23 protein-coding genes are annotated in these 23,551 nt (G+C 74.7%); 16 read left to right on the top strand and 7 right to left on the bottom strand.

The genetic code is table 11. The features are described 5' to 3' along the window. Positions 1-49: 49 nt before the first annotated feature. Both R3E88_11730 and R3E88_11725 read right to left on the bottom strand, forming a co-directional pair. Positions 50-781, bottom strand: a complete 732-nt coding sequence (locus tag R3E88_11730) for a PEP-CTERM sorting domain-containing protein (GenBank protein ID MEZ4217141.1) — start codon at positions 779-781, stop codon at positions 50-52. A 293-nt stretch (positions 782-1,074) separates the two neighbouring features. After that, positions 1,075-2,376: an HD domain-containing phosphohydrolase gene (locus R3E88_11725; protein MEZ4217140.1), complete on the bottom strand. Its 1,302-nt coding sequence runs from the start codon at positions 2,374-2,376 to the stop codon at positions 1,075-1,077. A gap of 256 nt (positions 2,377-2,632) precedes the next feature. Between R3E88_11725 and msrP the strand changes: the two genes are divergently transcribed. Further along, positions 2,633-3,622 (top strand): protein-methionine-sulfoxide reductase catalytic subunit MsrP, encoded by a 990-nt coding sequence (gene msrP / locus R3E88_11720; protein ID MEZ4217139.1) that lies wholly within the window; start codon positions 2,633-2,635, stop codon positions 3,620-3,622. A gap of 50 nt (positions 3,623-3,672) precedes the next feature. Beyond that, positions 3,673-4,251 carry a protein-methionine-sulfoxide reductase heme-binding subunit MsrQ gene (locus R3E88_11715; protein ID MEZ4217138.1) on the top strand — a complete coding sequence of 193 codons (579 nt, stop codon included), beginning with the start codon at positions 3,673-3,675 and terminating at the stop codon, positions 4,249-4,251. Positions 4,252-4,264: 13 nt separating this feature from the next. Here the strand turns inward: R3E88_11715 and R3E88_11710 are convergent, their stop codons facing one another. Next, complete coding sequence (locus R3E88_11710) at positions 4,265-5,401, bottom strand: cytochrome-c peroxidase (protein MEZ4217137.1); 1,137 nt, start codon at positions 5,399-5,401, stop codon at positions 4,265-4,267. A 152-nt stretch (positions 5,402-5,553) separates the two neighbouring features. Between R3E88_11710 and R3E88_11705 the strand changes: the two genes are divergently transcribed. The 6 genes from R3E88_11705 (at position 5,554) to R3E88_11680 (ending at position 12,189) form a co-directional block, all read left to right on the top strand. Continuing rightward, positions 5,554-6,780: a TraB/GumN family protein gene (locus tag R3E88_11705; protein ID MEZ4217136.1), complete on the top strand. Its 1,227-nt coding sequence runs from the start codon at positions 5,554-5,556 to the stop codon at positions 6,778-6,780. A gap of 26 nt (positions 6,781-6,806) precedes the next feature. Then, complete coding sequence (locus R3E88_11700) at positions 6,807-8,504, top strand: PTS sugar transporter subunit IIA (protein ID MEZ4217135.1); 1,698 nt, start codon at positions 6,807-6,809, stop codon at positions 8,502-8,504. Positions 8,505-8,520: 16 nt separating this feature from the next. Next, positions 8,521-9,315, top strand: coding sequence for a thymidylate synthase (locus R3E88_11695; protein MEZ4217134.1), 795 nt, complete (start codon positions 8,521-8,523; stop codon positions 9,313-9,315). A 10-nt stretch (positions 9,316-9,325) separates the two neighbouring features. After that, positions 9,326-9,850, top strand: a complete 525-nt coding sequence (locus R3E88_11690; protein ID MEZ4217133.1) for a dihydrofolate reductase — start codon at positions 9,326-9,328, stop codon at positions 9,848-9,850. Positions 9,851-9,896: 46 nt separating this feature from the next. Further along, entirely contained in the window at positions 9,897-11,201 is a 1,305-nt protein-coding gene (rmuC, locus tag R3E88_11685) for a DNA recombination protein RmuC (GenBank protein MEZ4217132.1), read from the top strand. A gap of 64 nt (positions 11,202-11,265) precedes the next feature. Further along, positions 11,266-12,189, top strand: a complete 924-nt coding sequence (locus R3E88_11680) for an Hsp33 family molecular chaperone HslO (GenBank protein ID MEZ4217131.1) — start codon at positions 11,266-11,268, stop codon at positions 12,187-12,189. Positions 12,190-12,202: 13 nt separating this feature from the next. On the opposite strand, the gene R3E88_11675 is transcribed toward R3E88_11680, so the two are convergent. Further along, positions 12,203-12,934: a tyrosine-protein phosphatase gene (locus R3E88_11675; protein MEZ4217130.1), complete on the bottom strand. Its 732-nt coding sequence runs from the start codon at positions 12,932-12,934 to the stop codon at positions 12,203-12,205. Between the two features lie 133 nt (positions 12,935-13,067). Here R3E88_11675 and R3E88_11670 point away from each other — a divergent pair, with 133 nt between their 5' ends. Together R3E88_11670 and ahcY are read left to right on the top strand one after the other, a co-directional pair. Beyond that, a complete protein-coding gene (locus R3E88_11670) occupies positions 13,068-13,682 on the top strand; it encodes a hypothetical protein (GenBank protein ID MEZ4217129.1) in 615 nt (204 codons plus the stop codon). Between the two features lie 316 nt (positions 13,683-13,998). Then, entirely contained in the window at positions 13,999-15,444 is a 1,446-nt protein-coding gene (gene ahcY / locus R3E88_11665; GenBank protein MEZ4217128.1) for an adenosylhomocysteinase, read from the top strand. Between the two features lie 108 nt (positions 15,445-15,552). Here the strand turns inward: ahcY and R3E88_11660 are convergent, their stop codons facing one another. Then, entirely contained in the window at positions 15,553-16,221 is a 669-nt protein-coding gene (locus R3E88_11660) for a PEP-CTERM sorting domain-containing protein (protein MEZ4217127.1), read from the bottom strand. A 168-nt stretch (positions 16,222-16,389) separates the two neighbouring features. Here R3E88_11660 and R3E88_11655 point away from each other — a divergent pair, with 168 nt between their 5' ends. Both R3E88_11655 and R3E88_11650 read left to right on the top strand, forming a co-directional pair. Then, entirely contained in the window at positions 16,390-17,697 is a 1,308-nt protein-coding gene (locus R3E88_11655; GenBank protein ID MEZ4217126.1) for a metallophosphoesterase, read from the top strand. Between the two features lie 63 nt (positions 17,698-17,760). Then, positions 17,761-18,237 carry a hypothetical protein gene (locus R3E88_11650; GenBank protein MEZ4217125.1) on the top strand — a complete coding sequence of 159 codons (477 nt, stop codon included), beginning with the start codon at positions 17,761-17,763 and terminating at the stop codon, positions 18,235-18,237. Positions 18,238-18,321: 84 nt separating this feature from the next. Here R3E88_11650 and R3E88_11645 read toward each other — a convergent pair whose 3' ends face one another. Beyond that, on the bottom strand, positions 18,322-19,362 hold the full coding sequence (locus tag R3E88_11645) for a glutamate--tRNA ligase family protein (protein MEZ4217124.1): 1,041 nt from the start codon (positions 19,360-19,362) through the stop codon (positions 18,322-18,324). Here R3E88_11645 and R3E88_11640 point away from each other — a divergent pair. Both R3E88_11640 and R3E88_11635 read left to right on the top strand, forming a co-directional pair. Continuing rightward, positions 19,361-20,050, top strand: a complete 690-nt coding sequence (locus tag R3E88_11640) for a PilZ domain-containing protein (GenBank protein ID MEZ4217123.1) — start codon at positions 19,361-19,363, stop codon at positions 20,048-20,050. The genes R3E88_11645 and R3E88_11640 overlap by 2 nt on opposite strands. A 24-nt stretch (positions 20,051-20,074) precedes the next feature. Further along, positions 20,075-20,533, top strand: a complete 459-nt coding sequence (locus R3E88_11635) for an NUDIX hydrolase (GenBank protein MEZ4217122.1) — start codon at positions 20,075-20,077, stop codon at positions 20,531-20,533. Between the two features lie 33 nt (positions 20,534-20,566). Here the strand turns inward: R3E88_11635 and R3E88_11630 are convergent, their stop codons facing one another. Then, the gene (locus R3E88_11630) at positions 20,567-21,715 is read right to left on the bottom strand and encodes an amidohydrolase family protein (GenBank protein MEZ4217121.1); all 1,149 of its coding nucleotides are present in this window, start codon (positions 21,713-21,715) and stop codon (positions 20,567-20,569) included. A gap of 240 nt (positions 21,716-21,955) precedes the next feature. Between R3E88_11630 and R3E88_11625 the strand changes: the two genes are divergently transcribed. Together R3E88_11625 and R3E88_11620 are read left to right on the top strand one after the other, a co-directional pair. Then, complete coding sequence (locus R3E88_11625) at positions 21,956-22,204, top strand: hypothetical protein (GenBank protein MEZ4217120.1); 249 nt, start codon at positions 21,956-21,958, stop codon at positions 22,202-22,204. A gap of 456 nt (positions 22,205-22,660) precedes the next feature. Next, positions 22,661-23,536 (top strand): protein phosphatase 2C domain-containing protein, encoded by an 876-nt coding sequence (locus tag R3E88_11620; protein ID MEZ4217119.1) that lies wholly within the window; start codon positions 22,661-22,663, stop codon positions 23,534-23,536. Positions 23,537-23,551 lie beyond the last annotated feature (15 nt).

The raw sequence follows: 23,551 nt of genomic DNA, 5'->3' as shown, positions 1-23,551 counted from the left end.
TCGCGCACCGCCGCTCCGGCGGGCGCCGTCTCCCGGGCACCGGCGGCGACTAACGAACGCGCGAGGGAACGGCGCGGGGGTGGCGCGCGCGGCGGCGGCCGCGGTCGCGCATCGCGACGAGGGCGAGCCCGATCGAGACGAGCGCGCCCGTGCCGGGCTCGGGCACCGAGGGCAGCACGCCGCCGAGAGCCGTCGCGCTCGGGGCGAGCTCGACGTAGAGGCGCTCGATCTCCCAGCGATCGTCGTCGCGATCGATCGCGAACGGGAGCAGCGCAGAGGGCCGGAAGACGGCGTCGATCACGTTGAGCTCGCGAGCGGCGACGCCCGCGCGCTCGAACGCCGCCAGGCGTTCGGTGCGCTCGCGACGGAGCGCATCGAGGCGCGCGATCTCTCGCCGCACCTCGGGCGACACGTGGGATCGCGGCTCGTAGCCGCGGTAGCGGGGCTCGGCGTCGACGCGCACGGTGCGGATGGCGTTCGGCCCCTCGAGCGCATAGGGCGCGGGGACGGGCACGGTGATCGGCACGCGGTGCCGCGCGCCGTCGACGGTGCCCGCCGCGCCCGCCGCGTTCGCGACCGCGCGCCGCTCCGCCACCGCGCTGCGCGGCGGCGACGCGCCACCGGCCGCTCCGTCGTCGCCGAAGACCTCGACCGCGTTGCCACCGAGCAGCCCGGCCGCGACGAGCAGCGGGAAGAGCAGGAGGATCGCGGCGATGCGCCGGACGCGCCGGCGTCGCCAGCGCCTGCGGTTGCGTTCGCGCAGCGCCTCGGCCGGGCTCACGCGCGACGCTCCGCGCCGCGCGCGGCTGCGACGCGGGTGCCGGGCGAAGTCCCGATGGGCTGGCGCGATCGCTGCATCGCGGCCTCCGTGAAAAATCGGAGGCCCTATCGGGAGTCGTCTTGGTGGCCTTTACCAACGGCGCCTAACATCGCTGGCGTGGTGACGGACGCGTTCCGCCGTCGTTGGAATCGACGCGGCGCGCGGCGACCGGTGGACGGGAACGCGAAAAGACGGGAAAACGGGAAGGCGAGCGCGGACTCGGGCCGTGGGTCGCGCGCGGGCGGGCGCCGCGCTCAGCGCGCGGCGAGGTCGATCTCGCCGCGCTGCGCGAGGTCCAGGAACGCGCGCACGACGGCAGGGTCGAACTGACCGCCCATGCCGTCGCGCAGCTCCTGGAGCGCCTCGGGGACGGGGCGCGCGCGGCGGTGCGTGTCGTCGCGCGTCATGGCGTCGAACGCGTCGACCACGAGGATCACGCGCGACTCGATCGGGATCGCGTCGGCGACGAGCCCATTGGGATAGCCCGAGCCGTCGAAGTGCTCGTGGTGTGCGAGCACGATCGGCGCCGCTTCGCGCCACACGCGGATGCGGCTCAGCATCCGGGCCCCGTAGAGCGAGTGCTTGCGGAACCAGGCCGGGTCGCGCTGGTGATCGCGCGCGATCTTGAGCATGCCGACGTCGTGGAGGAGCGCGGCGAAGTGGAGGCGGCGGAGCGCCTCGTCGTCGAAGCCGAGCTCGCGCCCGACGCGGTGCGCCAGCTCCGCCACGTGCGGCGCATGGCCGTCGCGGCGGTCGACGTGCGCGTCGAGCGCCGTCACGAGCAGGTCGGTGACGTGGGCGAAGAAGTTGCGCTGCGTGTAGCGCAGGTCGGCGTTGTCGGTCGCCACGCCGCCGATGCCGCACAGCGTGTCGAGCGCATCGAGCGCGGCGCCGTCGAAGAGCGCGGCGCTCTCGCCGACGCGAACGACCGCGACGGCGATCCGCGCCGACTCGGCGCGCACGGGAACGACGACGGCCGTTCCGCGCGCGAGCCGCCCGTCGGTCGTCGCGCGATCGAAGCTCATGTGCGCGGCCGTGCGCTGCTCGAGCGCGCCCGCGGCGAGGTCGGCGAGCTCGTGCTCGAGCTCGCCGTAGATCGCGCCCGCGCTCGCGCCCGCACTTCCGACGAGCGCGAACTCGTCGCCGCGCTTCGCGTCGCGCTCGAGCACGAAGGCCGCGTCGGCCCCGCACAGCGCGAGCGCGCTGTCGGCGGTCGCGGCCGCGATCTCCTCCGTGTGCTCGCTCGTCGCGAGCGTGCGCGCGGTCGCGAGCAGCCGTGCGAGCCGCGCGTTGTCGGCGTCGCGCTGCGCGACGGCGCGGCGCGCGAGACGCCGCATCGCGAAGAAGCCCGACAGCGAGAGGAGCGCCGTTCCGGCCGCGAGGCCCGCGATCCGCGCCGCATCGAGGCCCTCGGCGCTCGACGCCGCCGGAGCGGCGAGCAGATAGGCCACGGCGAGGACGAGCACGGGGAGCACCGCCCCGACGAGGTAGCTGGTGACGAGCGCGCGATCGAGATCCTGGCGGAAGAGCGACTGCAGACCGCGGCCGTCCGTCATCCCGTGCTCCTCCGTCGCCCATCCGCGACGTGCGCGCGCCGCGGGCAGACCGCCCGCAGCCGATGCGCACGCCCCCATCGGCCGCGCGCAGCTCCGACTCAAGGAGCCGCGCGCCGCTCGCAGCGCGCGGGCGCGCTCGCCGGCGCGGGCGAACGGCCGAGATACGCTCGGGCCGCGGGCGGCGCGACCGCGCGGCCCCGCGCGCATCGAAGGCCCCGGTCGCGCCCGGCCGCGCGCCGAGCAGAGGAGCGCCGACGTGCGAAGGACGGACATCCCGAAGATCCCCGCCCGCGAAGTCACCGACCGCGCCGTGTGGCTGCGACGGCGCGAGCTGCTGCGCGCCGCGGCGGCGGGCGGCGCGCTCCTCGGCGCCGGCGCGCTCGGCTGCTCCGACGACTCCGGCCGCGCGCAGGCCGCGCCCGACGTCGCCGCGGCACCGGCCCGCGAGAAGCTCGACGGCGTCGTTCCCGCCCCGCCCCGGTTCCGCGTCGACGACGAGCCGACCGCGTACGACGACGCGACCAGCTACAACAACTTCTACGAGCTCGGGACGGACAAGGGCGACCCGAAGCGCAACGGCGCGTCGCTCCGCACCGAGCCGTGGTCGATCGTGGTCGAGGGCGAGGTCGCTCGGCCGGGGCGCGTCGGGCTCGAGGACCTGCTGCGTCCGCACGCGCTCGAGGAGCGCATCTACCGCCTGCGCTGCGTCGAGGCGTGGTCGATGGTGATCCCCTGGGTCGGCATCCCGCTCGGCGACGTCCTCGCGCGCTTCGCGCCGACGTCGAAGGCGAAGTACGTCGCGTTCGAGACGCTGCTCGATCCCGAGCAGCTGCCCGGACAGCGCCGCGCGATCCTCGACTGGCCCTACCGCGAGGGCCTCCGCATCGACGAGGCGACGCACCCGCTCGCGATCCTCGCGGTCGGGATGTACGGCGAGGTGCTGCTGCCGCAGAACGGCGCGCCGATCCGGCTCGTCGTCCCGTGGAAGTACGGCTTCAAGAGCATCAAGTCGATCGTGCGCATCCGCCTGCAGGAGGAGCAGCCGCGCACGACGTGGAGCGACAGCGCACCGCGCGAGTACGGCTTCTACGCGAACGTGAACCCGGCGGTGTCGCACCCGCGCTGGAGCCAGGCGCGCGAGCGGCGCATCGGCGAGCTCTTCAAGCGCCCGACGCTGATGTTCAACGGGTACGCGGAGCAGGTGGGCGGGCTCTACGCCGACATGGATCTGCGGCGGAACTACTGAGCGCGAGGATGCGGTCGACGCGGTCTCCGGCGACGACGCGGCGGCGCGCGGTGCGCGCCGCCGCGCTCGCGCTCGGCGTGCTCCCGCTCGGCGTGCTCGTCGCGCGCGCGTTCGCGGGCGACGGGCTCGGGGCGAACCCCGTCGAGGAGATCGAGCACGCGACGGGGATCTGGGCGCTGCGGTTCCTGCTCGCGTCGCTCGCCGTCACGCCCGCGCGGCGATTCCTCGGGCTCGCGTGGCTCGCGCCGGAGCGGCGGACGTTCGGCCTGCTCGCCTACGGCTGGGCCTGCGCGCACTTCGCGACCTATCTCGCCTTCGACCTCGGGTTCGCGCCGTCGCTGCTCGCCGAGGAGCTCGCCGAGCGTCCGTACGTCGCCGTCGGCTTCGCCGCCTTCGCGGCGCTGACGCCGCTCGCCGCGACGTCGACGCGCGCCGCCATGCGGCGCCTCGGACGCCGCTGGCCGCGCCTGCACCGGCTCGCCTACGCGGCCGCCGCGCTCGCCGCGCTCCACTTCCTCTGGGTCGCGAAGGCCGACCTGCGCGAGCCCGCGCTGTACGCCGCCGCCGTCGCCGCGCTGCTCGCGAGCCGCGCGCTCCCGGCGCGCCTCCTCGCGAACGCGCGACGCTAGGCGCGCCGCGCCGCTACGAGGGGTCGGGCGCCGGCGTGCTCGGCCCGCTCTCCGGGAGCTCGGGCATCGCGACGAGATCGGCGTCGACGTCGCCCGTCAGCGCGCGCAGGAACGCCGCGATGTCGGCGACCTGCGCGTCGTCGAGCTCCTTGCCGAGCTGGTGGTGCGCCATCAGACGGATCGCCTCGTCGAGCGTCGCGATGCTGCCGTCGTGGAAGTACGGGCCCGTCTCCGCGATGTTGCGAAGGCCCGGCACCTTGAAGACGTGCCGGTCGGACGCGTTGCCCGTGAGCTTCTCGCGCCCGAGGTCCGCGGTCTCGTACGGATGCACGAGGCCGAGCTTCTGGAAGCTCTTGCCGCCGATCGTCGGCCCGTTGTGGCAGGTGATGCAGCCCGTGTCCATGAACGTCGCGAGGCCGCGCTGCTGCTGCGCGTCGAGCGCGCCGGCGTCGCCGCGCAAGAAGGCGTCGAACGCGCCCGGCGTCACGAGCCGCCGTTCGAAGGCCGCGATCGCGAGCGCCATGTTGTCGAACGTGACGGGCTGGTCCTCCTCGGGGAAGGCCGCCTCGAACATCGGCGCGTAGCCCGGGATCGAGCGCAGCGTCGACTCGACGGCCTCGGCGCTCGGCATCGCCATCTCGACCGGGTTGAGCACGGGCCCCTTGGCCTGCGCCTCGACGTCGGCCGCGCGCCCGTCCCAGAACTGCGCGATGTGGAGCGCGGCGTTGAGCGACGTCGGCGAGTTGCGATCGCCGCGCTGGCCCTGGTGGCCGGGCGACGTCGGCTCGCCGTCGACGCCGAAGCGATCGAGCTGGTGGCAGCTGTTGCAGGCGACGTCGTGGTTCTTCGACAGGCGCTTGTCGTAGTAGAGCGCGCGCCCGAGCTCGACGCGCGCATCGCTGTCGACGTTGTTCGCGCTCTCGGCGACCGCGGGGAGGACGCCGAACACCGCGTTCGCGCGCTTCGCGAGCGCCTCCGCCGGCGACGGCGCCGCGGGCTCCGGAGCGGGTGCGGGCGCCGGCGCACTCGGCGCCGCAGCGGGCTGGGAAGCGGCCGACGACGCGGGCTCCTGCGCACCGCACGCGGCGAAGAGCGCGGCGGCGGCGAGGGATGCGAACGACGGCGCGACGGACGCGAGCGAACGATGCATGGCGAGCCCCCTCCTGGTCGTGCGCGCGCGACGCGGGAGCGCGCGGACGGCGCGCAGTATGCGTCCCCGCCCCGCAGCGCGCATCCGCGCGCACCGCATCGGACGACGTGGTCGCTTGCCCCGCCCCGGTCGAGGCGCGAAGCTCCGCCGCCATGTCCGAGACCCGGTCCGACGCCGCGGGCGGAGCCGACGACGACGCCGCGCGCTCGCACCGCGAGAGCCCGGACGTCGAGGTCGTCGCCGTCGACGGCCGCGAGTTCGTGCTCGTCGGCACCGCGCACATCTCGCGCGAATCCGTCGACCTCGTCCGCCGCGTGATCGAGGCCGAGGCGCCCGACTGCGTGTGCATCGAGCTCGACGCGCAGCGCCACGAGGCGCTCTCGCAGGAGCGCCGCTTCGAGGACCTCGACCTGCGCGAGGTGATCCGCAAGCAGCAGCTCGCCACGCTGCTCGCGAACCTCGTGCTCGCGTCGTACCAGAAGCGGCTCGGCGGGCGGCTCGGCGTGATGCCGGGCAGCGAGCTGCTCGAGGCGAGCCGCGTCGCGCGGGAGCTCGGCATTCCGGTGGCGCTGTGCGACCGCGACATCCGCATCACGCTGCGCCGCGCGTGGCACTCCCTGCCCTGGTACCGCAAGGCGGGCCTCCTCTCGACGATGCTCGCGAGCACGCTCGACGCGCCCGAGATCACCGAGGAGGGCCTGCGCGAGATCCGCGACAAGGACGTGCTGAACGAGCTGATGGGCGAGCTCGGCGCGGCGATGCCGACGCTCAAGCGCGTGCTGATCGACGAGCGCGACGCCTATCTCGCGCAGCGCATCCGCGAGGCGCGCGGCGACCGCGTCGTCGCGGTCGTCGGCGCGGGCCACGTCGCCGGCATGCGCGCGGCGCTCGCGGAGCGACGCCCCGTCGAGATGGACGAGATCGAGCGCATCCCTCCGGTCTCGGCGATCGCGAAGTGGGTGGGCTGGGGCGTGCCCGCGATCGTCGTCGGCGCGCTCGTCGCGATCGGGCTGACGAAGGGCGTCGCCGAGGCGGGCGACAACGCGCTCTACTGGTTCCTCGCCAACGCGATCCCGACGGCGCTCGGCGGCGCGCTCGCGCTCGCGCACCCGGTCACCATCGCCGCGGCCGGGCTCGCGGCGCCCTTCACGAGCCTCACCCCCGTCATCGGCGCCGGCTACGTCGCGGCCTTCGTCCAGGCCTGGCTCGTGCCGCCGCTCGTGCGCGAGTTCCAGAGCGTGGGCGACGACCTCGCGCACGCGCGGCGCTGGTGGCAGAGCCGGCTGCTGCGCGTCTTCCTCGTCTTCGTGCTGACGACGATCGGCAGCCTCGTCGGCACGGGCGTGGGCGGCGTCGAGATCCTCCGCAACCTGCTCTGAAGCGCGCGCGGCTACCTTCGCCGCGCATGACGCTCGACCCGGCATCGCTCGCGAACGCGAGCCCGCTGCTCGCCCTGGCGATCGTGATCGTCGCCGGCGTGGCGTTCGGCGAGCTGGCGCGCCGCGCCGGGCTCCCGCGCATCACGGGGCAGATCCTCGGCGGCGCGGCGATCGGCGGGAGCGGGCTCGGCTGGGTCGGCGACGACGCGCTCCACGGCATCCAGCCGCTCACGAACCTCGCGCTCGGGCTGATCGCGATCACGGTCGGTGCGCACCTGAACCTCCGCCGCCTGCGCAACGCGGGGCGCCGGCTGTTCGCGCTGCTCGCGACCGAGGCGACGATCACGCCGCTGCTCGTCTTCGCGCTGCTGCGCGGCGTCGCGGGCGTGCCGTTCGAGCTCGCGCTGCTGTTCGCGATGGTGTCGATCGACACGGCTCCCGCGACGGTCGTGAGCCTCGTGCGCGAGACGCGATCGAAGGGCGTCTTCGTGAAGACGCTGCTCGCGGCCGTCGCGCTCGACAACGTCGCGGGCATCGTGCTGTTCGAGCTCGCGCGCGCGTGGGTCGCCGCGCCCGACGCGACCGCGGCGACGGCGCTCGCGCCGCCGGTCACGCAGCTCGCCCTCGCCGCGCTCGTCGGCGGCGCGCTCGCCGTCGCGATGAACGTCGTCGCGCGCATCGGGGTCGGGCCCGAACGCCTCGCGACCGCCGCGGTCGCCTCGCTGCTCGTCGCGTGCGGGCTCGCCGCCGCGCTGCACGTCTCGCCGCTGCTCACGTGCCTCGCGCTCGGCTTCGTGCACACCAACATCGCGCGCGAGCGGCAGCACCTCGTCGACAGCGTCTTCGCCGACTTCGAGCCGGCGATCCTCGCGATCTTCTTCACGATGGCCGGCATGCACCTGGCGCTCGACCGGCTGCCGGTCGCGGGCCTCGCCGCGCTGCTCCTGTTCGCCGGCCGCTTCGCGGGCAAGCTCGCGTCGGCCGAGCTCGCGATGCGCTTCGCCGGCGCGCCCGACCGCGTGCGCCGCAACCTCGGCCTCGCACTCGTGCCGCAGGCGGGCGTCGCGGTCGGGCTCGTGCTCCTCATCCAGGAGGACGCGCGCTTCGCCGACGTCGCGGGCCTGTTCGCCGCCGTCGTGCTCGCGGTCGTGACGCTGAACGAGATCGTCGGCCCGCTGCTGACGCGCATGGCGCTCGGACGCGCGGGCGAGCTCGGGCGCGACCGGCTGCGGCTCATCGACTTCCTGCAGGAGGAGCACATCGCGACGGGCTTCCGCGCCGCGACGAAGGAGGAGGCGATCGAGAAGCTCGTCGATCGCATGGTGCGCACGCACCCGATGGGCGCGATGACGCGCGAGGCGCTGCTCGCCTCGGTGCTCGAGCGGGAGGAGCAGGCATCGACGTGCCTGGGCGGCGGGCTCGCGGTGCCGCACGGGCTGCTCGACGACGGGATGCCGATGGCCGGCGTGATGGCGCTGTCGCGCGAGGGGCTCGACTTCCCGACACCCGACGGCCGGCCCGTGCACTGCATGGTGCTGCTCGGCACGTCGCGGGCCGAGCGCGACCGCCACCTGCTCGTGCTCGCGAGCCTCGCGCGCACGATCGGGAGCGACGCCGCCTTCCAGGACCAGCTCTTCAACGCGACGAGCGCCGCGCACGCCTACGAGCTGCTGCACGGCGAGGAGAGCGAAGGCTTCAACTACTTCCTCGACGACGCGGACTGAACTAGTCTCCCGCGCCGTGCGCTCCTATCTCGATCTGATGGCGCAGGTGCTCGAACGCGGCGTCGACAAGAACGATCGCACGGGCACGGGCACGCGGAGCCTCTTCGGCCACCAGCTGCGCTTCGACCTCGCGCGCGGCTTCCCGCTCGTCACGACCAAGAAGGTCCACACGAAGTCGATCGTCCACGAGCTGCTGTGGTTCGTCGCGGGCGGAACGAACGTCGGGCCGCTCCAGCGCGAAGGCGTCTCGATCTGGGACGAGTGGGCGGACGACCAGGGCGAGCTCGGCCCGATCTACGGCCACCAGTGGCGCTCGTGGCCCGGAGCGACGGGCGATGCGATCGACCAGCTCGCGGGCGTCGTCGACGAGATCCGCCGCAACCCCGACTCGCGGCGGCTGATCGTCTCCGCCTGGAACGTCGCCGACCTGCCGCGCATGGCGCTCGCGCCGTGTCACGTGCTGTTCCAGTTCTACGTCGCCGAGGGGCGACTCTCGTGCCAGCTCTACCAGCGCAGCGCCGACCTCTTCCTCGGCGTCCCGTTCAACATCGCGTCGTACGCGCTGCTCACGATGATGGTCGCCCAGGTGTGCGACCTCGCGCCCGGCGACTTCGTCCACACGTTCGGCGACGTCCACCTCTACGCGAACCACCTCGACCAGGCGCGCCTGCAGCTCTCGCGCGATCCGCGCCCGCTGCCGACGATGAAGCTCGACCCGCAGGTGAAGCGGATCGACGACTTCCGCTTCGAGCACTTCCGGCTCGAAGGCTACGACCCGCACCCGCACATCGCCGCGCCCGTCGCGGTCTGAGCGCCGCCCGTTGGCGAAGGACGGTGCGCGCGACGAGCTCGGCCTGATCGTCGCGATGTCGCGCGGGCGCGTGATCGGACGCGACGGCCGGCTGCCGTGGCGGCTCTCGGCCGACCTCGCGCACTTCAAGGCGACGACGCTCGGCCACTGCCTGCTCGTGGGGCGCCGCACGTGGGAGTCGCTGCCCGGCCCGCTTCCCGGCCGCACGCTCGTCGTCCTCACGCGCGACGCGTCGTTCGCGCCCGAGGGCGTCGAGCGCGCGTCGAGCCTCGAGGCGGCGATCGCGCTCGCCCACGGGCTCGGCGACCGCGCGCCGATCGTCGCCGGGGGTGCGGCGATCTACGCGCTCGCGCTGCCTCTCGCGACGCGCGTCTGGCTCACGCGCGTCGACGCGGACGTCGCGGGCGACGTGCACTTCCCCGACTGGGACCCGCGCGCCGAGGGCTTCGAGCGCGTCGCCGTCGGCGCACACGCCGCCGACGCGCGCAACGAGCACGCGTTCGCGATCGAGGAGTGGGTGCGGCGCGGCGCGTGACCGGGGCTGTCACGAGCGCGCGCGAAGGTGGCGGAGGAGGAAGCGAATGGGCCAGCTCGCATCGCGGCTCGCGGCGGCGCTCGACGGCACGCATCCGCTCGGCGCGCTCGAGGCCGGGCTCGTGCTCCTCGCGCTGCTCGTCGGCGCGTGCGCAGCGCTGCTCGTCGTCGTCGCACTCCGGACGCGCGGCGATGCCGCGCGGCGCCTCGAAGCGCGGCTCGACGTGTTGGCGCAGCTGCAGACGCGCGTCGACCGCGGCGTCCGCGACGAGCTCGCCCGCAGCCGCGAGGAGGTCGCCACGCACACGCGCCACCTGCGCGAGGAGGTCGGCGGCGCGCTGCGCGGTGCGAGCGAGGGCATCCAGAAGCAGCTGAAGGACGTCCAGGACACGCTCCACCTGCAGCTCCACGCGCTGCGCGGCGAGAACGAGCGCAAGCTCGAGCAGATGCGCGCCACCGTGGACGAGAAGCTGCAGGGCACGCTCGAGAAGCGCCTCGGCGAGGCGTTCCAGCAGGTGAGCGAACGCCTCGAGGCGGTGCACAAGGGCCTCGGCGAGATGCAGTCGCTCGCCGTCGGCGTCGGCGACCTGAAGCGGGTCCTCACCAACGTGAAGACGCGCGGGACGTTCGGCGAGACGCGGCTCGAGGCGCTGCTCGACCAGACGCTCGCGCCCGCGCAGTGGGAGCGCGAGGTCCAGCTCCGGCGCGGAAGCGCCGAGCGCGTCGACTTCGCGATCCGCTTCCCGGGCGCCGAGGGCGACGGCGGCGAGCCCGTCTGGCTGCCGCTCGACGCGAAGTTCCCGCAGGAGGACTACGAGCGGCTCGTCGACGCGCAGGAGCGCGCGAGCACTCCGGAGCTCGAGGCCGCGGCGAGCGCGCTCGAGCAGCGCGTGCTGCAGCAGGCGCGGACGATTCGCGACAAGTACGTGTGCCCGCCCGCGACGACCGACTTCGCCGTGATGTTCCTTCCTACGGAAGGGCTCTACGCGGAGGTGCTGCGACGCCCCGGCCTGGCGGAACGCCTGCAGCGCGAGTGCCGCGTCGTGGTCGCCGGCCCGACGACGGTGCTCGCGCTGCTGAACAGCCTGCAGATGGGCTTCCGGACGCTCGCGATCCAGAAGCGGTCGGCCGAGGTCTGGCGCGTGCTCGGCGCCGTGAAGACCGAGTTCGGACGGTTCGGCGACCTGCTCGACAAGGTCGACAAGAAGCTGCAGGAGGCGTCGAACACGATCGGTGTCGCGTCGAGCAGGTCGCGCACGATCGAGCGGCGGCTGCGCGGGGTCGAGGAGCTGCCCGACGGCGAGGCCGCCCGCGTGCTCGAGGACGGAAGCGACGACGGCGACGACGGCTGATCGGGCGCCGCGCGTTTCTGGAGGTGGCCGGGCGGGCGCCACGCGCGAGCTATGGTGCGCCGCGATGTCGTCGAACGAGCCCGCGCTGCCGCCGCCCGTCGTCGACGTCCTCGTGCGGGCGAGCACGGCGGACGGGAGCGCGAGCGCGATGGCGCTGACCGCGACGGGGCTCGTCCGGACGGCGGTCGCGACCGCACCGACGTCGGCCGCGGCCGCCGGCGCACTCGGACGCGCGCTGATGGCCGCGCTCCTCATGGCCGCGAGCAAGAAGTCCGGCGAGAGCGTGCAGCTGCAGCTGCGCGGGAAGGGCCCGCTCGGAACGGTCACGGCGATCGCGACGGCCGAGCTCGACGTGCGCGGCACGGTCGCACACCGACGCGCCGAGGGACGCACGCGCGAGGACGGCCGGCCCGACCTGGCCGACGCCGTGGGCACGGGCATTCTCGCGGTCGTCCGCTTCCACCCGCGCTGGCGCGAGCCGTACTCCGGCTACGTCCCGATGACGATGCGCGATATCGCGAAGGACCTGACGCGCTACCTGCTCGAGAGCGAGCAGGCGCCTTCGGCGATGGGCCTCTCCGTCGAGCACGGGGAGGGCAGTGCGGTCGTCGGCGCTGCGGCCTTCCTGGTACAGGCGCTGCCGGGAGCCGACGACGGTGTCCTCGCCGAGCTCGAGGCCAACATCAAGGCGTTGCCCCACGCGGCGGCGCTCGTCGCGCGCGACGGGCTCGACGCGGATGCGCTGCTCGACCGGCTCGCGGGCGACGTCCAGCTCGGTGCGCGCACGCGCGCGACGCCGCGCTTCCACTGCCCGTGCGACGAGCAGCGCGCCATCGGCGCGCTGCGGCTCCTCGACCCCGAGGAGCTGCGCGAGATGGTGCGACGCGGCGAGGGGCAGGAGGTCGAGTGCCAGTTCTGCGGCGTCGCCTACCAGCTCGCGCCCGAGGCCGTCCGCGAAGCGGCGCGCGAGCGCGTGGGGGCTCGTTAGGCGCGCCCGGCGCTCACTCGAGCCCGTGCTCGCGCAGGGCGTCGAGCGCGCGCGGCGCGACACCGATCGACTTCGCGAGGCCGGCCGCTCCGCCCCAGCGCTCGTCGAGCGCGGTGAGCAGGCGGCGCATGGTGTCGGGATGCGCGTGCATCGTGTCGGGCGGGAGCTCCTTCCAGATGTCCTCGTACCCGCGCAAGGACTCGAGCCGCGCGATCACGTCGTCCATGCTCTCCTGCGAGAGCGCGTAGTCGGCGACGATGAGCTCGTCGTCGACGCCGAGCAGCGAGAGCAGGAGGGCGGAGAGGACGCCCGTGCGGTCCTTGCCCGCGGCGCAGTGGTACACGGCGGCGCGGTCGGGCGGGGTCTCGGCGAGCACGGAGATCGCGCGCGCGATCGGCGCACCCGCGCGCTCGATCATCCCGAGGTAGAGGTCGGCGAGCGTCTGCTCGGGGGGCGGGCGCTGGGCGGAGCGCGGCCCGTCGAAGAAGGGCACGTGGTGGAACCGCATGTCGGTCCCCGCGAGCCGGCCGCGACCGTCCTGCTCGAGCTCGGCCGTCGACCGGAGATCGACGATCGATGCGAGGCGCAGGTCGTCGCGGAGGTGCGCGACGTCCGCATCGGTGAGCAGCTGCAAGCCGTCGCTGCGGAAGAGGCGCCGCCATCGGACGCGACGCCCGTCGCGCGTCGGGTAGCCGCCGAGATCGCGGAAGTTGAAGCAGCCTTCGAGCGGGATCTTGCGTTGCACGGCGCGCATCGTACCAGCCGGGTCGGCGCGGCGGCGGCGCCGCCGCCGCGCGGTCGACTGCTACGTTGCAGCGCGCGAGCCGCGCGCCCACCGGAGGCGCACACCCACCCGAGCGAGAAGGAGCGCCCCGGAGATGGAATCGCTGCACGAACCCGCGCGGGAGACCACGAGCACCACCGCGGCCGACCGCGAGCGCGCGCACGACGGGGAAACCGCGACGGGCGCCGACGCCGCCGCCACGGCGAGAGGCGCGGCGTCCGCTGCCGCGCCCGCCCCCACCGCCGCGGGCGCGCCGGCCGACGCGGCGGCGACGACGCCCGCTGCGCTGACGAGCACCGGCCCGGCGCGCGCGCTTCCCGTCCCGGTGGGCGAGCGGCGCACCCGCACCTCCTTCTGGCGCCGGCTCGGCCTCGGCGGCCGCACACAGGACACGACTCCCGCCGCCGGCGCGCCCGACGTCGTCCGAGCCCGGCTCGACGGGATCACGCTGCGCCTCGAGTCGATCGAGAACGCGCTCGCGCGCAACGAGGAGCGACTCGACGAGCGGCTGGCCCGGCTCTGGGAGGTCGAGGAGCAGCTCGAGTCGCTGCAGGACCTCGGCGAGCGGACGACGGAGGCCCGCGATGCGGCCCTCGAGGCGGCCGCCGCGGCGCGCCGCGCCGCGCGGGTCGCGAGCTTCGCCGCGGTGCTCGGCGGGCTCGCGGTCGCAGCCGGCGCCGCGGCCGTGGCCGTCCAGCTCCTCGGCTGACCACCTCGCGGGGGCCGATCGCGGCCGCCGTCGGCCGGCCCACGGAGTCAGGGTCCGGTGTCGGGAGCGGACGTCCCCGATCGCTCTCGGACCGCGATCGCCCGCGTTCGGGCGCTTGACGCATTGCGGGCCGCGAGCTTTACTCCCGCGCTGTATCAGCCCATCCGGATATCCAGATATACGTCCGTCGACCCGATGCGCGCGGCGCTCGCCGGCCCGCGCGATGCCCCGACGACCGACTGAACTCGCCGCGCGTGCGCCGCGGCCGACCGGGCCCGGATCACGACCCGAACCCAACCGCGAAGGAAGGACGACCATGAGCGAACGACTGCCGTACAAGGTGAAGGATCTCGGCCTGGCCGCGTGGGGCCGCAAGGAGATCCGGCTGGCCGAGCACGAGATGCCCGGCCTCATGGCGATCCGCGAGCGCTACCGCGCGAGCCAGCCGCTCGCCGGCATCAAGGTCATGGGCAGCCTGCACATGACGATCCAGACTGCAGTGCTGATCGAGACGCTCACCGAGCTCGGCGCCGACGTGCGCTGGGTGTCGTGCAACATCTTCTCGACGCAGGACCACGCCGCGGCCGCCGTCGTGGTCGGGCCGCACGGAACGCCGGAGGATCCGCAGGGAACGCCGGTGTTCGCGTGGAAGGGCGAGACGCTCGAGGAGTACTGGTGGTGCACGAAGGAGGCGCTCGTCTGGCCCGACGGCAGCGGGCCCGACCAGATCGTCGACGACGGCGGCGACGCGACGCTGTGGATCCACAAGGCGCGCGAGTTCGAGCAGGCCGAGAAGGTGCCGGACTTCAACCCGGCGACCGACGCCGAGGAGTGGGGCGTGATCCTCGAGCTCGCGAAGAGCGAGTTCGAGGAGAACCGCAAGAAGTGGACGCCCATCAGCGAGAACGTGCGCGGCGTCTCCGAGGAGACGACGACGGGCGTGCATCGCCTCTACCAGATGGCGACGGCCGGCACGCTCCTGTTCCCCGCCATCAACGTCAACGACTCGGTCACGAAGTCGAAGTTCGACAACATCTACGGCTGCCGGCACTCGCTGCCCGACGGCCTGATGCGCGCCACCGACGTGATGCTGGGCGGAAAGGTCGCCGTGGTCTGCGGCTACGGCGAGGTCGGCAAGGGCTGCGCACAGGCGCTGCGCGGCCAGGGCTGCCGCGTCATCGTGACCGAGATCGACCCGATCTGCGCCCTCCAGGCCGCGATGGAAGGCTACGAGGTGAAGACGGTCGAGGACGTCGTCGAGACCGCGGACATCTTCGTCACCACGACGGGCAACTTCGACATCATCACCGCGAAGCACATGGCGCGCATGAAGGACAAGGCGATCGTCGGCAACATCGGCCACTTCGACAACGAGATCGACATGGCCGGGCTCAAGAAGATCGCCGGGATCCGCAAGGAGAACATCAAGGAGCAGTACGACGAGTGGATCTTCCCGGACGGTCACTCGGTGCTGATCCTGGCCGAGGGACGGCTGCTGAACCTCGGCTGCGCGACGGGCCACCCGAGCTTCGTGATGTCGGCCTCGTTCACGAACCAGGTGCTCGCGCAGATCGAGCTCGCGAAGAACCGCGACCAGTACGAGCGCAAGGTCTACATGCTGCCGAAGCAGCTCGATGAAGAGGTCGCGCGGCTGCACCTCGAGCAGCTCGGCGTGAAGCTCACGAAGCTCTCGAAGGCACAGGCCGACTACATCGGCGTGCCCATCGAGGGGCCCTACAAGCCCGATCACTACCGCTACTAGCGAGCGGTCGGATCGCCGGAACACGACGGGGCGGGCGCCGCACGGCGACCCGCCCCGTCTCGTACTCCGCTCGCGCGCACGCCGCGAGCGGCGTGGGCGCGGCGCGCGTCAGGCGCGCGCGATGCGGCGGCGCCGCGTCGCCGTGGCCGCGAACACCGAGCCGATTCCGAACACGAGCGCCGCGCTCGGTTCCGGCACCGCCGGCATCAGGCGACGCGTGCTCCCGAGCACCAGGTCGTCGATGCTCCAGTGGCTGTCGAGGCCGAGCGGCCCGATGCGCAGCGACGTGATGGGCGCGTCCGCGATCACGCCGAAGAAGCGCGAGCCTCCGTCGCCGGTCGGCTTCACCCAGTAGGAGTGGCCGTTCACGGTCACGACCGCCGGCATCAGGTCGAAGTCGATCAGCTCGAAGCCGACCGCGTTCACCGGGCCCGGAAAGGCCGAGACGCCGACCGACGCGGCGACGAAGCCGAGGTCGGTGTCGGCCGAGAGGTACTGGCTCCCGCCCGGCGTCGTGTTGTGGTTGCCGAACGCCGGCGCGCCGAGGATCTTCAGCGCCGGCTTGCTCGACGTGACGGTGAAGTCGCTCAGCACGAGGCTCGAGACGCCGCCCGAGTTCGGCGTGCCGACGAGCGCCTCGTCCTCGAAGTCCTCGACGACGTACGTGGAGAGCGCGCCGAGGAAGCTCGCCGAGCTGTGGAAGGTCGAGACCGCGAGCGCCGGGCTCGCCACCGAGAACGCGAAGAGCACCGAGAGCATCGAGAGCCGCATCCGCATCCGCCTGTCCTCACTGGATGGAGCCGGTGCGAAGCGCACCGAGCGAGGGGATAAAACCCCTCAAAACGCGCGCGAGCGTGGCACAGCGTCCCGACTATCTCAAGAGATAATGAAGGCTTCATGTAGAAATCCCGAACGCGCCCCCGCTCGAGGAGAGCCGCCACCCCGATGCCCGATCCGCTTCCGCACCTGCTGCGCTGGGCGTTCCCGCTCCTCGCGGCCGCCACCTGGCTGCTCGTTCCGCTCTACGCGGCCGTGCAGCGCGGGCGCAGCTTCGCGGTCTTCAGCACGGTCACGTTCGGGATCTCGCTCGCGGGCGCGCTCGCCGTCCACCTCCGCCTGCCCGGATGGGTCGGCCCCGCCGCCCTGCCGTGGGTCGACCTCGCCTCCGCCGCCGCGATCGCGGCCACCGGCGTCCACTACGCGCACCTCGTGCGGGCGCGCCTGCGCGGCGAGCTCTTCCGCCGCCTCGTGTCCGTGCCCGGCCAGGCCTTCGTCGCGGCGAGCTTTCTCGCGACGTTCTGGCTGCTCGCGCTGCTCGCCGTCCGCGGGCCGCTCTGGCTGCTCGGCCTCGGCGGCTTCGACACGGAGCCACTGCTCGCGGCCCTGCGCCCCCTCGACGTCGCGCCCTACGCGATCGGCCTCGTCGCGCTCGCGACGAGTGCGCGGCCCGTGCACGAGGTCGTGCGCGTGCGGCTCGGCGACGACGACCCGGAGCGGCTGACGCGCGTGCCCGTCGAGCGCCACCGCGGGCGCGCGCCGGCGCCGCTCGCGGAGCGCCCGCTCCGCATCGTGCAGATCACCGACCCGCATCTCGGCCCCTGGCAGCCCGTCTCGCGCCTCGCGGCGCTCGTCGACCGGCTCGTGGATCGCGACCCCGACCTCGTCCTGCTCACGGGCGACTTCCTCACGATGGAGAGCAACGCGACGCCCGGCGCGCTCGAACGCGCGCTCGCGCCCCTGCGCCGCGTGCCCGACCGTTGTTATGCCGTGTTCGGGAACCACGACCACGAAGCACCCGACGAGGTGCGCGCCGCGCTCGCGGCCAACGGCGTCGAGCTGCTGGTCGACGCGGCGACCGTCGCGGGCACGGAGGCCGGCCCCGTGCAGATCGTCGGCGCCGACTTCGTGCGGCGGGACCGCGACGCCCACCTGCGCGAGCTGCTGCGCGCGCACCCGCGCCTCGACGGGCACCTGCGCCTCCTGCTCCTCCACGATCCGAGCGCCTTCCACCACCTGCCCGACGACGACGTCGACCTCGTCCTGTCGGGGCACACGCACGGCGGACAGGTCGGGCTCGTGAGCCTCGGCCTCGACTGGACGGTGCTCTCGATGTTCGGAACGCGCATGCCCGACCACGGGCTGTTCGCGCGCGGACGCGCGCGGCTCTACGTCCACCGCGGCACGGGCTTCTACGGGTTCCCGCTGCGGGTGGGCGTGCCGGGCGAGGCCTCGGTGCTCGAGCTCATTCGTTAGTCGCGCGGCACCGCGCGCGGGCGTAGAGTCCGCGCGCCGCAGCCCGCGGCCCGGGAGGTCCAGATGATCGAGCGATCGCACTCCGCACGCGCGCGCAGCGCGCGCCGCACCGACGTGGCCGCGGCGCTGATCGTCGCGGCCGCCTTCGTCGCCGCCTGCGCGAACGAGCTGCCGCGCCGTTCGCCGCGCCCGCCCGCCGCGGACGCCGTCGCGGAGATCGTCGTCGTCGATGCGGCCGGCGCGGTCACGGCGGTGATCCAGTCGCCCGAGACGATCGCGCGCGTGCTCGGGAGCTGGGCGTTCTCGTCGTCGGACTGGCGCGCGCCGTGGCTCGTCGCGCCGCAGCCCGCGTACTGGGTCGAGCTCCACGCGGCGAACGCCGGCGTCGAGACGCCGCCCGTCGTGTACGGCCTCGGCGTCGCGGGGAGCGCGTGGTGGCTCTCGTTCGGTGCGGACGAGATCCGCTTCATGAAGGGGCTGCCCGCCGTCGAGCAGCGGGAGCTGCTCGCCGACCTGGAGATCCCGGTCGGCGCGCGCTGATGGGAGCATCGCCGCGCGCCGCACGCGCGGGCGCACGCGGTCGCGCCCGGGTGCGACGCGCCCGGTGCGTCACACGCCGATGCGTCATGCGTCAGTGCGTCGAGCGCCGGTGCGTCGCGCGGCGGGCGGATCGTCGTCGAGCACGAGCGCGTCTCCCGTCCAGCGCACGACGCGATCGGCGTCGCCCACGCGCTCCCACGCGAACCCGCCGACGAGCTCGCGCGCAGCGACCGGCGCCGCGGTCGGCCGAAGGCCGGCCGCGCGGGCGAGCCAGCCGACCAGCGCGTCCCCGCTCGGGTAGGCCCGCCGCAGCTCGCTCGCGCCGACGGCGCCGTGCAGCTTGGCGAGCTTCCCGCCGCCGGCGCGCTCGAGCAGCAGGAAGTGGTGGCGATACACGGGCTCGGGAAGGCCGAGCAGACGCTGGAGCGCGACCTGCGTCGCCGTGCTCGCAGCGAGGTCGCGGCCGCGGACGACGCGCGTCACGCCCTCGCGCGCGTCGTCGACGACGCTCGCGAGCTGGTAGGCGATCGACCCGTCGCGCCTGCGCACGACCGGGTCGCCCATCTCGGCCGCCGGGTCCTGCGCGAGCGAAGCGCCGCTCTCGTCGCGCAGCTCGATGCGGCCGTCCACGAGACGGGCGCGAAGCGGCTCGCCGCTCGCGCGCCAGCCGCCGGCCGGCAGCGTGCGAGTGCGACAGCGATTGTCGTAGGCGTAGCCGCCATCGGGCGCGCGCCGCGCGCCGGCGCGGATCGCGCTGCGCGAGCACGCACACGGGTAGAGCGCGCCGCCCGCCGCCAGTCGATCGAGCGCGCCTTCGTGCTCGGCGCGCGCATCGCTCTGGCGCAGGGTCGCATCCCACTCGAGCCCGAGCCACGCGAGGTCGCGCTCGAGCGCGCTCGCCTTCGCCGGGCTGCTGCGCTCGGGATCGAGATCCTCGAGGCGAAGGACGACGCGCATGCCGCGCGAACGCGCGTCGAGCCAGTCGAGGAGCGCGGCGAGGAACGTCCCGGGGTGGGCGTCGCCGGTCGTCGACGGGGCGAACCGCCCGCAACCGTGAGCGGACGTCGGCGCGGATTGCATCCGCGCAGTAAAGCGCAGCGATCCCGCGCCGATAAGGCGCGACATGCCTGCTCCTGAAGCCTCCTGGCGGCGCCGCCCGCTCATCGCCGTGCACACTGCTCCGACCTCGCTCGCCCCGTCGACGCGCAAGGCGCTCGGCGCGCTCGGCTACGAGCTCGTCGACGTCGGCCCCGCGCACGCGTCCCGCGGCGAACCCGCGGGCGCCTTCGACGCGCAGCTCGTCGACGCGCAGCTCGTCGACGTGCAGCTCGTCGACGCGGAGTGCGTCGACGCGGCCGCGCCGGGCGCGCCGGTCGTCGTGCTCGGCGCCGCGCGTGCGATCGCCGCGCGCGAGCGGCGGCCCGACGTCGCATTCGTCCGCCGCCCCGCGGCGCTCGCCGACCTCTTCCCCGTCCTGCAGACTCTGCTCGAGCGCGAGCCCCGCCGCGCGCCGCGAGCTCCGGTCCGCTTCCCCTTCCGCGGCGTGCACGGCGACCGACGCTTCGTCGGCCGCGTCGTCGAGCTCTCGGCCACCGGCTGCCTCGTCGAGCTCGATCCGGCGGCGGCGAGGCCCGCGCTGCTCGAGGGAGAGCGGCTCAACCTCGAGATCGCGCTCCCCGACCGCGTCGCCGTGCGCGCGCGCGCCGAGTGCCGGCGCGTCGCGCCGGGCCTCGCGGGGCTCGCGTTCCGCGACGTCGCGCCGACCGCGCGGGCCGACATCGCGCGCTTCGTCGCCCGCGCGCTGGCGGGCTGAGGCGCGAGCGCGGACCCTGGCGCCATGCTCGACGCGCTCCTCCGCACGGTCTACCGCGTCGGCTACCGCGTCATGCGCGCGTGGTGGTTCGTGCGGCGGCCGCGCGAGCGCGGCGCGTTCGTCGCCGTCTGGCACGAGGGCGCCCTCCTGCTCGTGCGCAACTCCTACCGGCGCGGCGAGACGCTGCCGTGCGGCCGCATCGGGCGCGGCGAGACGCCGCGCGCCGCCGCGCGACGCGAGCTGCACGAGGAGGTCGGCATCGACCTCGACGAGAGTGCGCTGCGCGACGCGATCGACTTCGCGATCGACCACGACCACAAGCGCGAGCACGCGTGGGTCTTCGAGTGGCACGCGCCCGAGCGCCCGGACGTGCGCGTCGACCGGCGCGAGGTCGTCTGGGGCGGGTTCGTCGCGGAGGACGAGCTCGACGGCCGCCCTCTCGTGCCGCACGTGCGCCGCTACCTCGCCTGGCGCCGGCAGTAGCAGCGAGCGAACCGCCGGCGCGCGGCCCGCGCGCTACCTCGCGCGCGGCGCGGCGTACTCCGCGCTCGCGCTCGCGTCGTCGAGCGCGACGCGTTGCCCGCGCGCGAAGACGGCGAGCGGTCGCGCGAGCGCGCCGAGGTCGACGAGCGGGTCGGCCTCGAGCACGAGCACGTCCGCGGCGAGTCCCGGCGCGAGCCGGCCCGTCTCGCACTCGAGCCCGAGAGCGCGCGCGGCCCCGCTCGTCGCCGCGCGCAGCGCCTGCGCGGGCGAGAGGCCCGCGTAGCGCGCGAGTGCGGCGAGCCCCTCCGCGAGCCGGTCGTGCGCGACGCCCGGGATTCCCGCGTCCGTCGACGCCGTGTCGAGATCGGCGCCGAAGCCGTCGGCGCCGGCGAACGAGCAGTGCTCGATCGTGGCGACGCCGCCGAGGGCCGCATTGCGGATGCCCGCGGTGCCGTGGCAGTGAGCGGCGACGCGCCGCCCGCTCGCCGCGGCGCGTGCGACGACGCGCGCGATCGACGCGGCGTCGAGCTGTGCGTCTGCCGGACGCGTTCCCGCGGTCGCGACGCCCCCGGTCGCCATCACCTTGATCCAGTCGGCGCCGCGCGCGAGCTGGCGGTCGACGACGCGCAGCGCGTCGGCATCCGTCGCCGCCTCGCCTCCCCAGAAGTGGCAGTGCCCGCCCGGTGTCGTGACCGGCTGCCCGGCGCACACGAGGCGCGGCCCGGCGAGCTCGCCTCGCGCGATCGCGTCGCGCAGCGCGAGCTCGAGCCCGTCGGGGCCGCCGAGGTCGCGCGCCGTCGTGATACCGGCCCGCAGCATGGCGCGCGCCCGCTGCGTCATGGCGAGCCAGCGCTCGTGGGCGGGCTGCCGTGCCTGGGCGGCCACCCCGCGCGCCGGATCGATCCCGATGTGGACGTGGGCGTCGATCAGCCCGGGGATCGCGAACCCGTTCGCAAGCTCGACGACCTCGGCGCCGTCGGCCGGGCCCTCGCCGCGCCCGACCGCGACGACCCGTCCCTCTTCGATCCGCACGAATCCGGGCTCGCGCTCGCAGGCGTGATCGCTCGAGGTGAGATCGGACCCGCCCGGGTCGCTCCCCGTCCAGATGCGGACGCCGCGGAGCAGCGTCGCGCTGGCGCCCGACCCGGGCGGAGCGGGGTCGGCGGCGCGACGCGGCGACATCGCGCGAGGCTAGCCGCATTGCGCCCTCGCGAGCCACGGGCCATTCTCCGGCGCGTCAACGGCGCACCCGGCGGGGGGTCGGGAGCGCGCATCTCCATCCGTGGAGACCTCGCGATCGGTCGGCTGTGAGAAGCGCGCCTCGTCCGGGCAACCGGCGCTCGGCGCTTCCGCAGCGGGAAGCGCGGGGCCGCACGCCACGGACGCGCCTCGGGCGGGTCCAGGGCCGGGCGGAGCTCGTGGATGGAGACGCGCGCGCAGGAGCTCGCCCCGTCGGGCGCCACCACGCGAGGGCACGCATCCATGGCTGACAACGAAGTTCTGGTCGTCGCTTCCAAGGTGAAGACGTACATCAAGGACCGAGGCGACATGAAGACCTCGGCGTCCGTCCTCACCGCGCTGTCGGACCGCATCCGCGCGATGTGCGACGCCGCCGTCGAGCGCGCCCGCCAGGACGGCCGCAAGACGGTTCTCGACCGCGACTTCTCCTGAGAGCATCTCGCCGGCGGCGGCGCGCGGAGCCATCTGCGCGGCCGCACCCGCGTCGGCTCGTCGTCGCCCCTTCGGGGTCGCGATGCCGGATGCGAGCGCGAGGGCCGAGGGGACGAACGCGCGAGCCGCGCTGCGCGGCCGCGCGTCGCCCCGCCCGTGGAGATTGCCTTCCCGATCTCGGCACGAGGTCGCGGGCCGCCGCGGCATCGGCTCGCGGCGCGACGCGATGCGCAGCATGCCGCGGCGGCGCGTCGCCCGGACTCGGCACCCCGTGACGACGGCCGGCGAGCCGCGGCCGCACCGGCCTGCGGCGCGCCGGCGGAGGCCACGCGCGACCGGATGGCGCCTCCCCCTCCCGAGCCCCGAGACCCTTCCCCGCCCGCGACCCTTCGCTACGAGCTCGCGTCGCGCACCGACGTCGGGCGCGCGCGGCCGCACAACGAGGACGCCTGCGGCGTGTTCGAGGCGCCCGACGGCTCGTTCCTGCTCGTCGTCGCCGACGGCATGGGCGGCCACCGCGGCGGCGCCACGGCGAGCCGGATCGCCGTCGACGCCGTCGGCGAGGCGCTCGACGCGGACGCGGGGCGCCGACCCGCCGACGCCCTCGCCGAAGCGCTCGTCCTCGCGGTTCGCGCGGCCAACGCGCGCGTCCACGCGGAATCCCTCCGCGACCCGACGCTCCAGGGCATGGGCACGACCCTCGTCGCACTCCTCGCGCGTCCGGACGGGCGTGCCGCGGTCGCGCACGTGGGCGACAGCCGCGCCTACCGGCTGCGCGCGGGAGCGGCCGCAATCGAGCGCGTGACGGAGGACCACTCGGTCGTCGGCGAGCTGCAGCGGCGCGGGCTCCTGACGGCCGAGGAGGCCGAGACCCATCCGCGACGCAACGAGATCCTGCGCTCGGTCGGCGTCGACGCCGAGGTCGAGGTCGACGCGCTCGAGCTCGCGCTCGCACCGGGCGACCGCGTGCTCCTCTGCTCGGACGGCCTCTGCGGTGTCATCAGCGACGCGGAGATCGAGGTGCTCGCGGCGCGCGCGCCGGCATCGCAGGCGGTCGACGCGCTGGTCGCCGCCGCGAACGCCGCGGGCGGGCCCGACAACGTGACGGTGCAGATCGCCGTCGCGCACGCCGCGAGCGCCGGGATGGGCGACGCAGCGGCGATCGCCCGCACCGACGGCGAGCGCGCGCTGACGGGTGCAGGCGCGGACGCAGGCGCCGACCCGACCGGGCGCGCCTCGCGCGCGAGCGCGCCCGCGAGCGTCGCGGCGACGGTCGCGCTCGTCGCGCTCGTGGCCGCGCTACTCGCCTTCGCGTGGGCGCTCTGGCACTGACCGCGCGGGCGGCTC

The organism is Myxococcota bacterium (genome assembly GCA_041389495.1).
GTDB lineage: Bacteria > Myxococcota_A > UBA9160 > UBA9160 > UBA4427 > JAWKRT01.
Note: the sequence above shows the minus strand (reverse complement) of the source record. Positions and strands in the feature narration are given on the sequence as shown.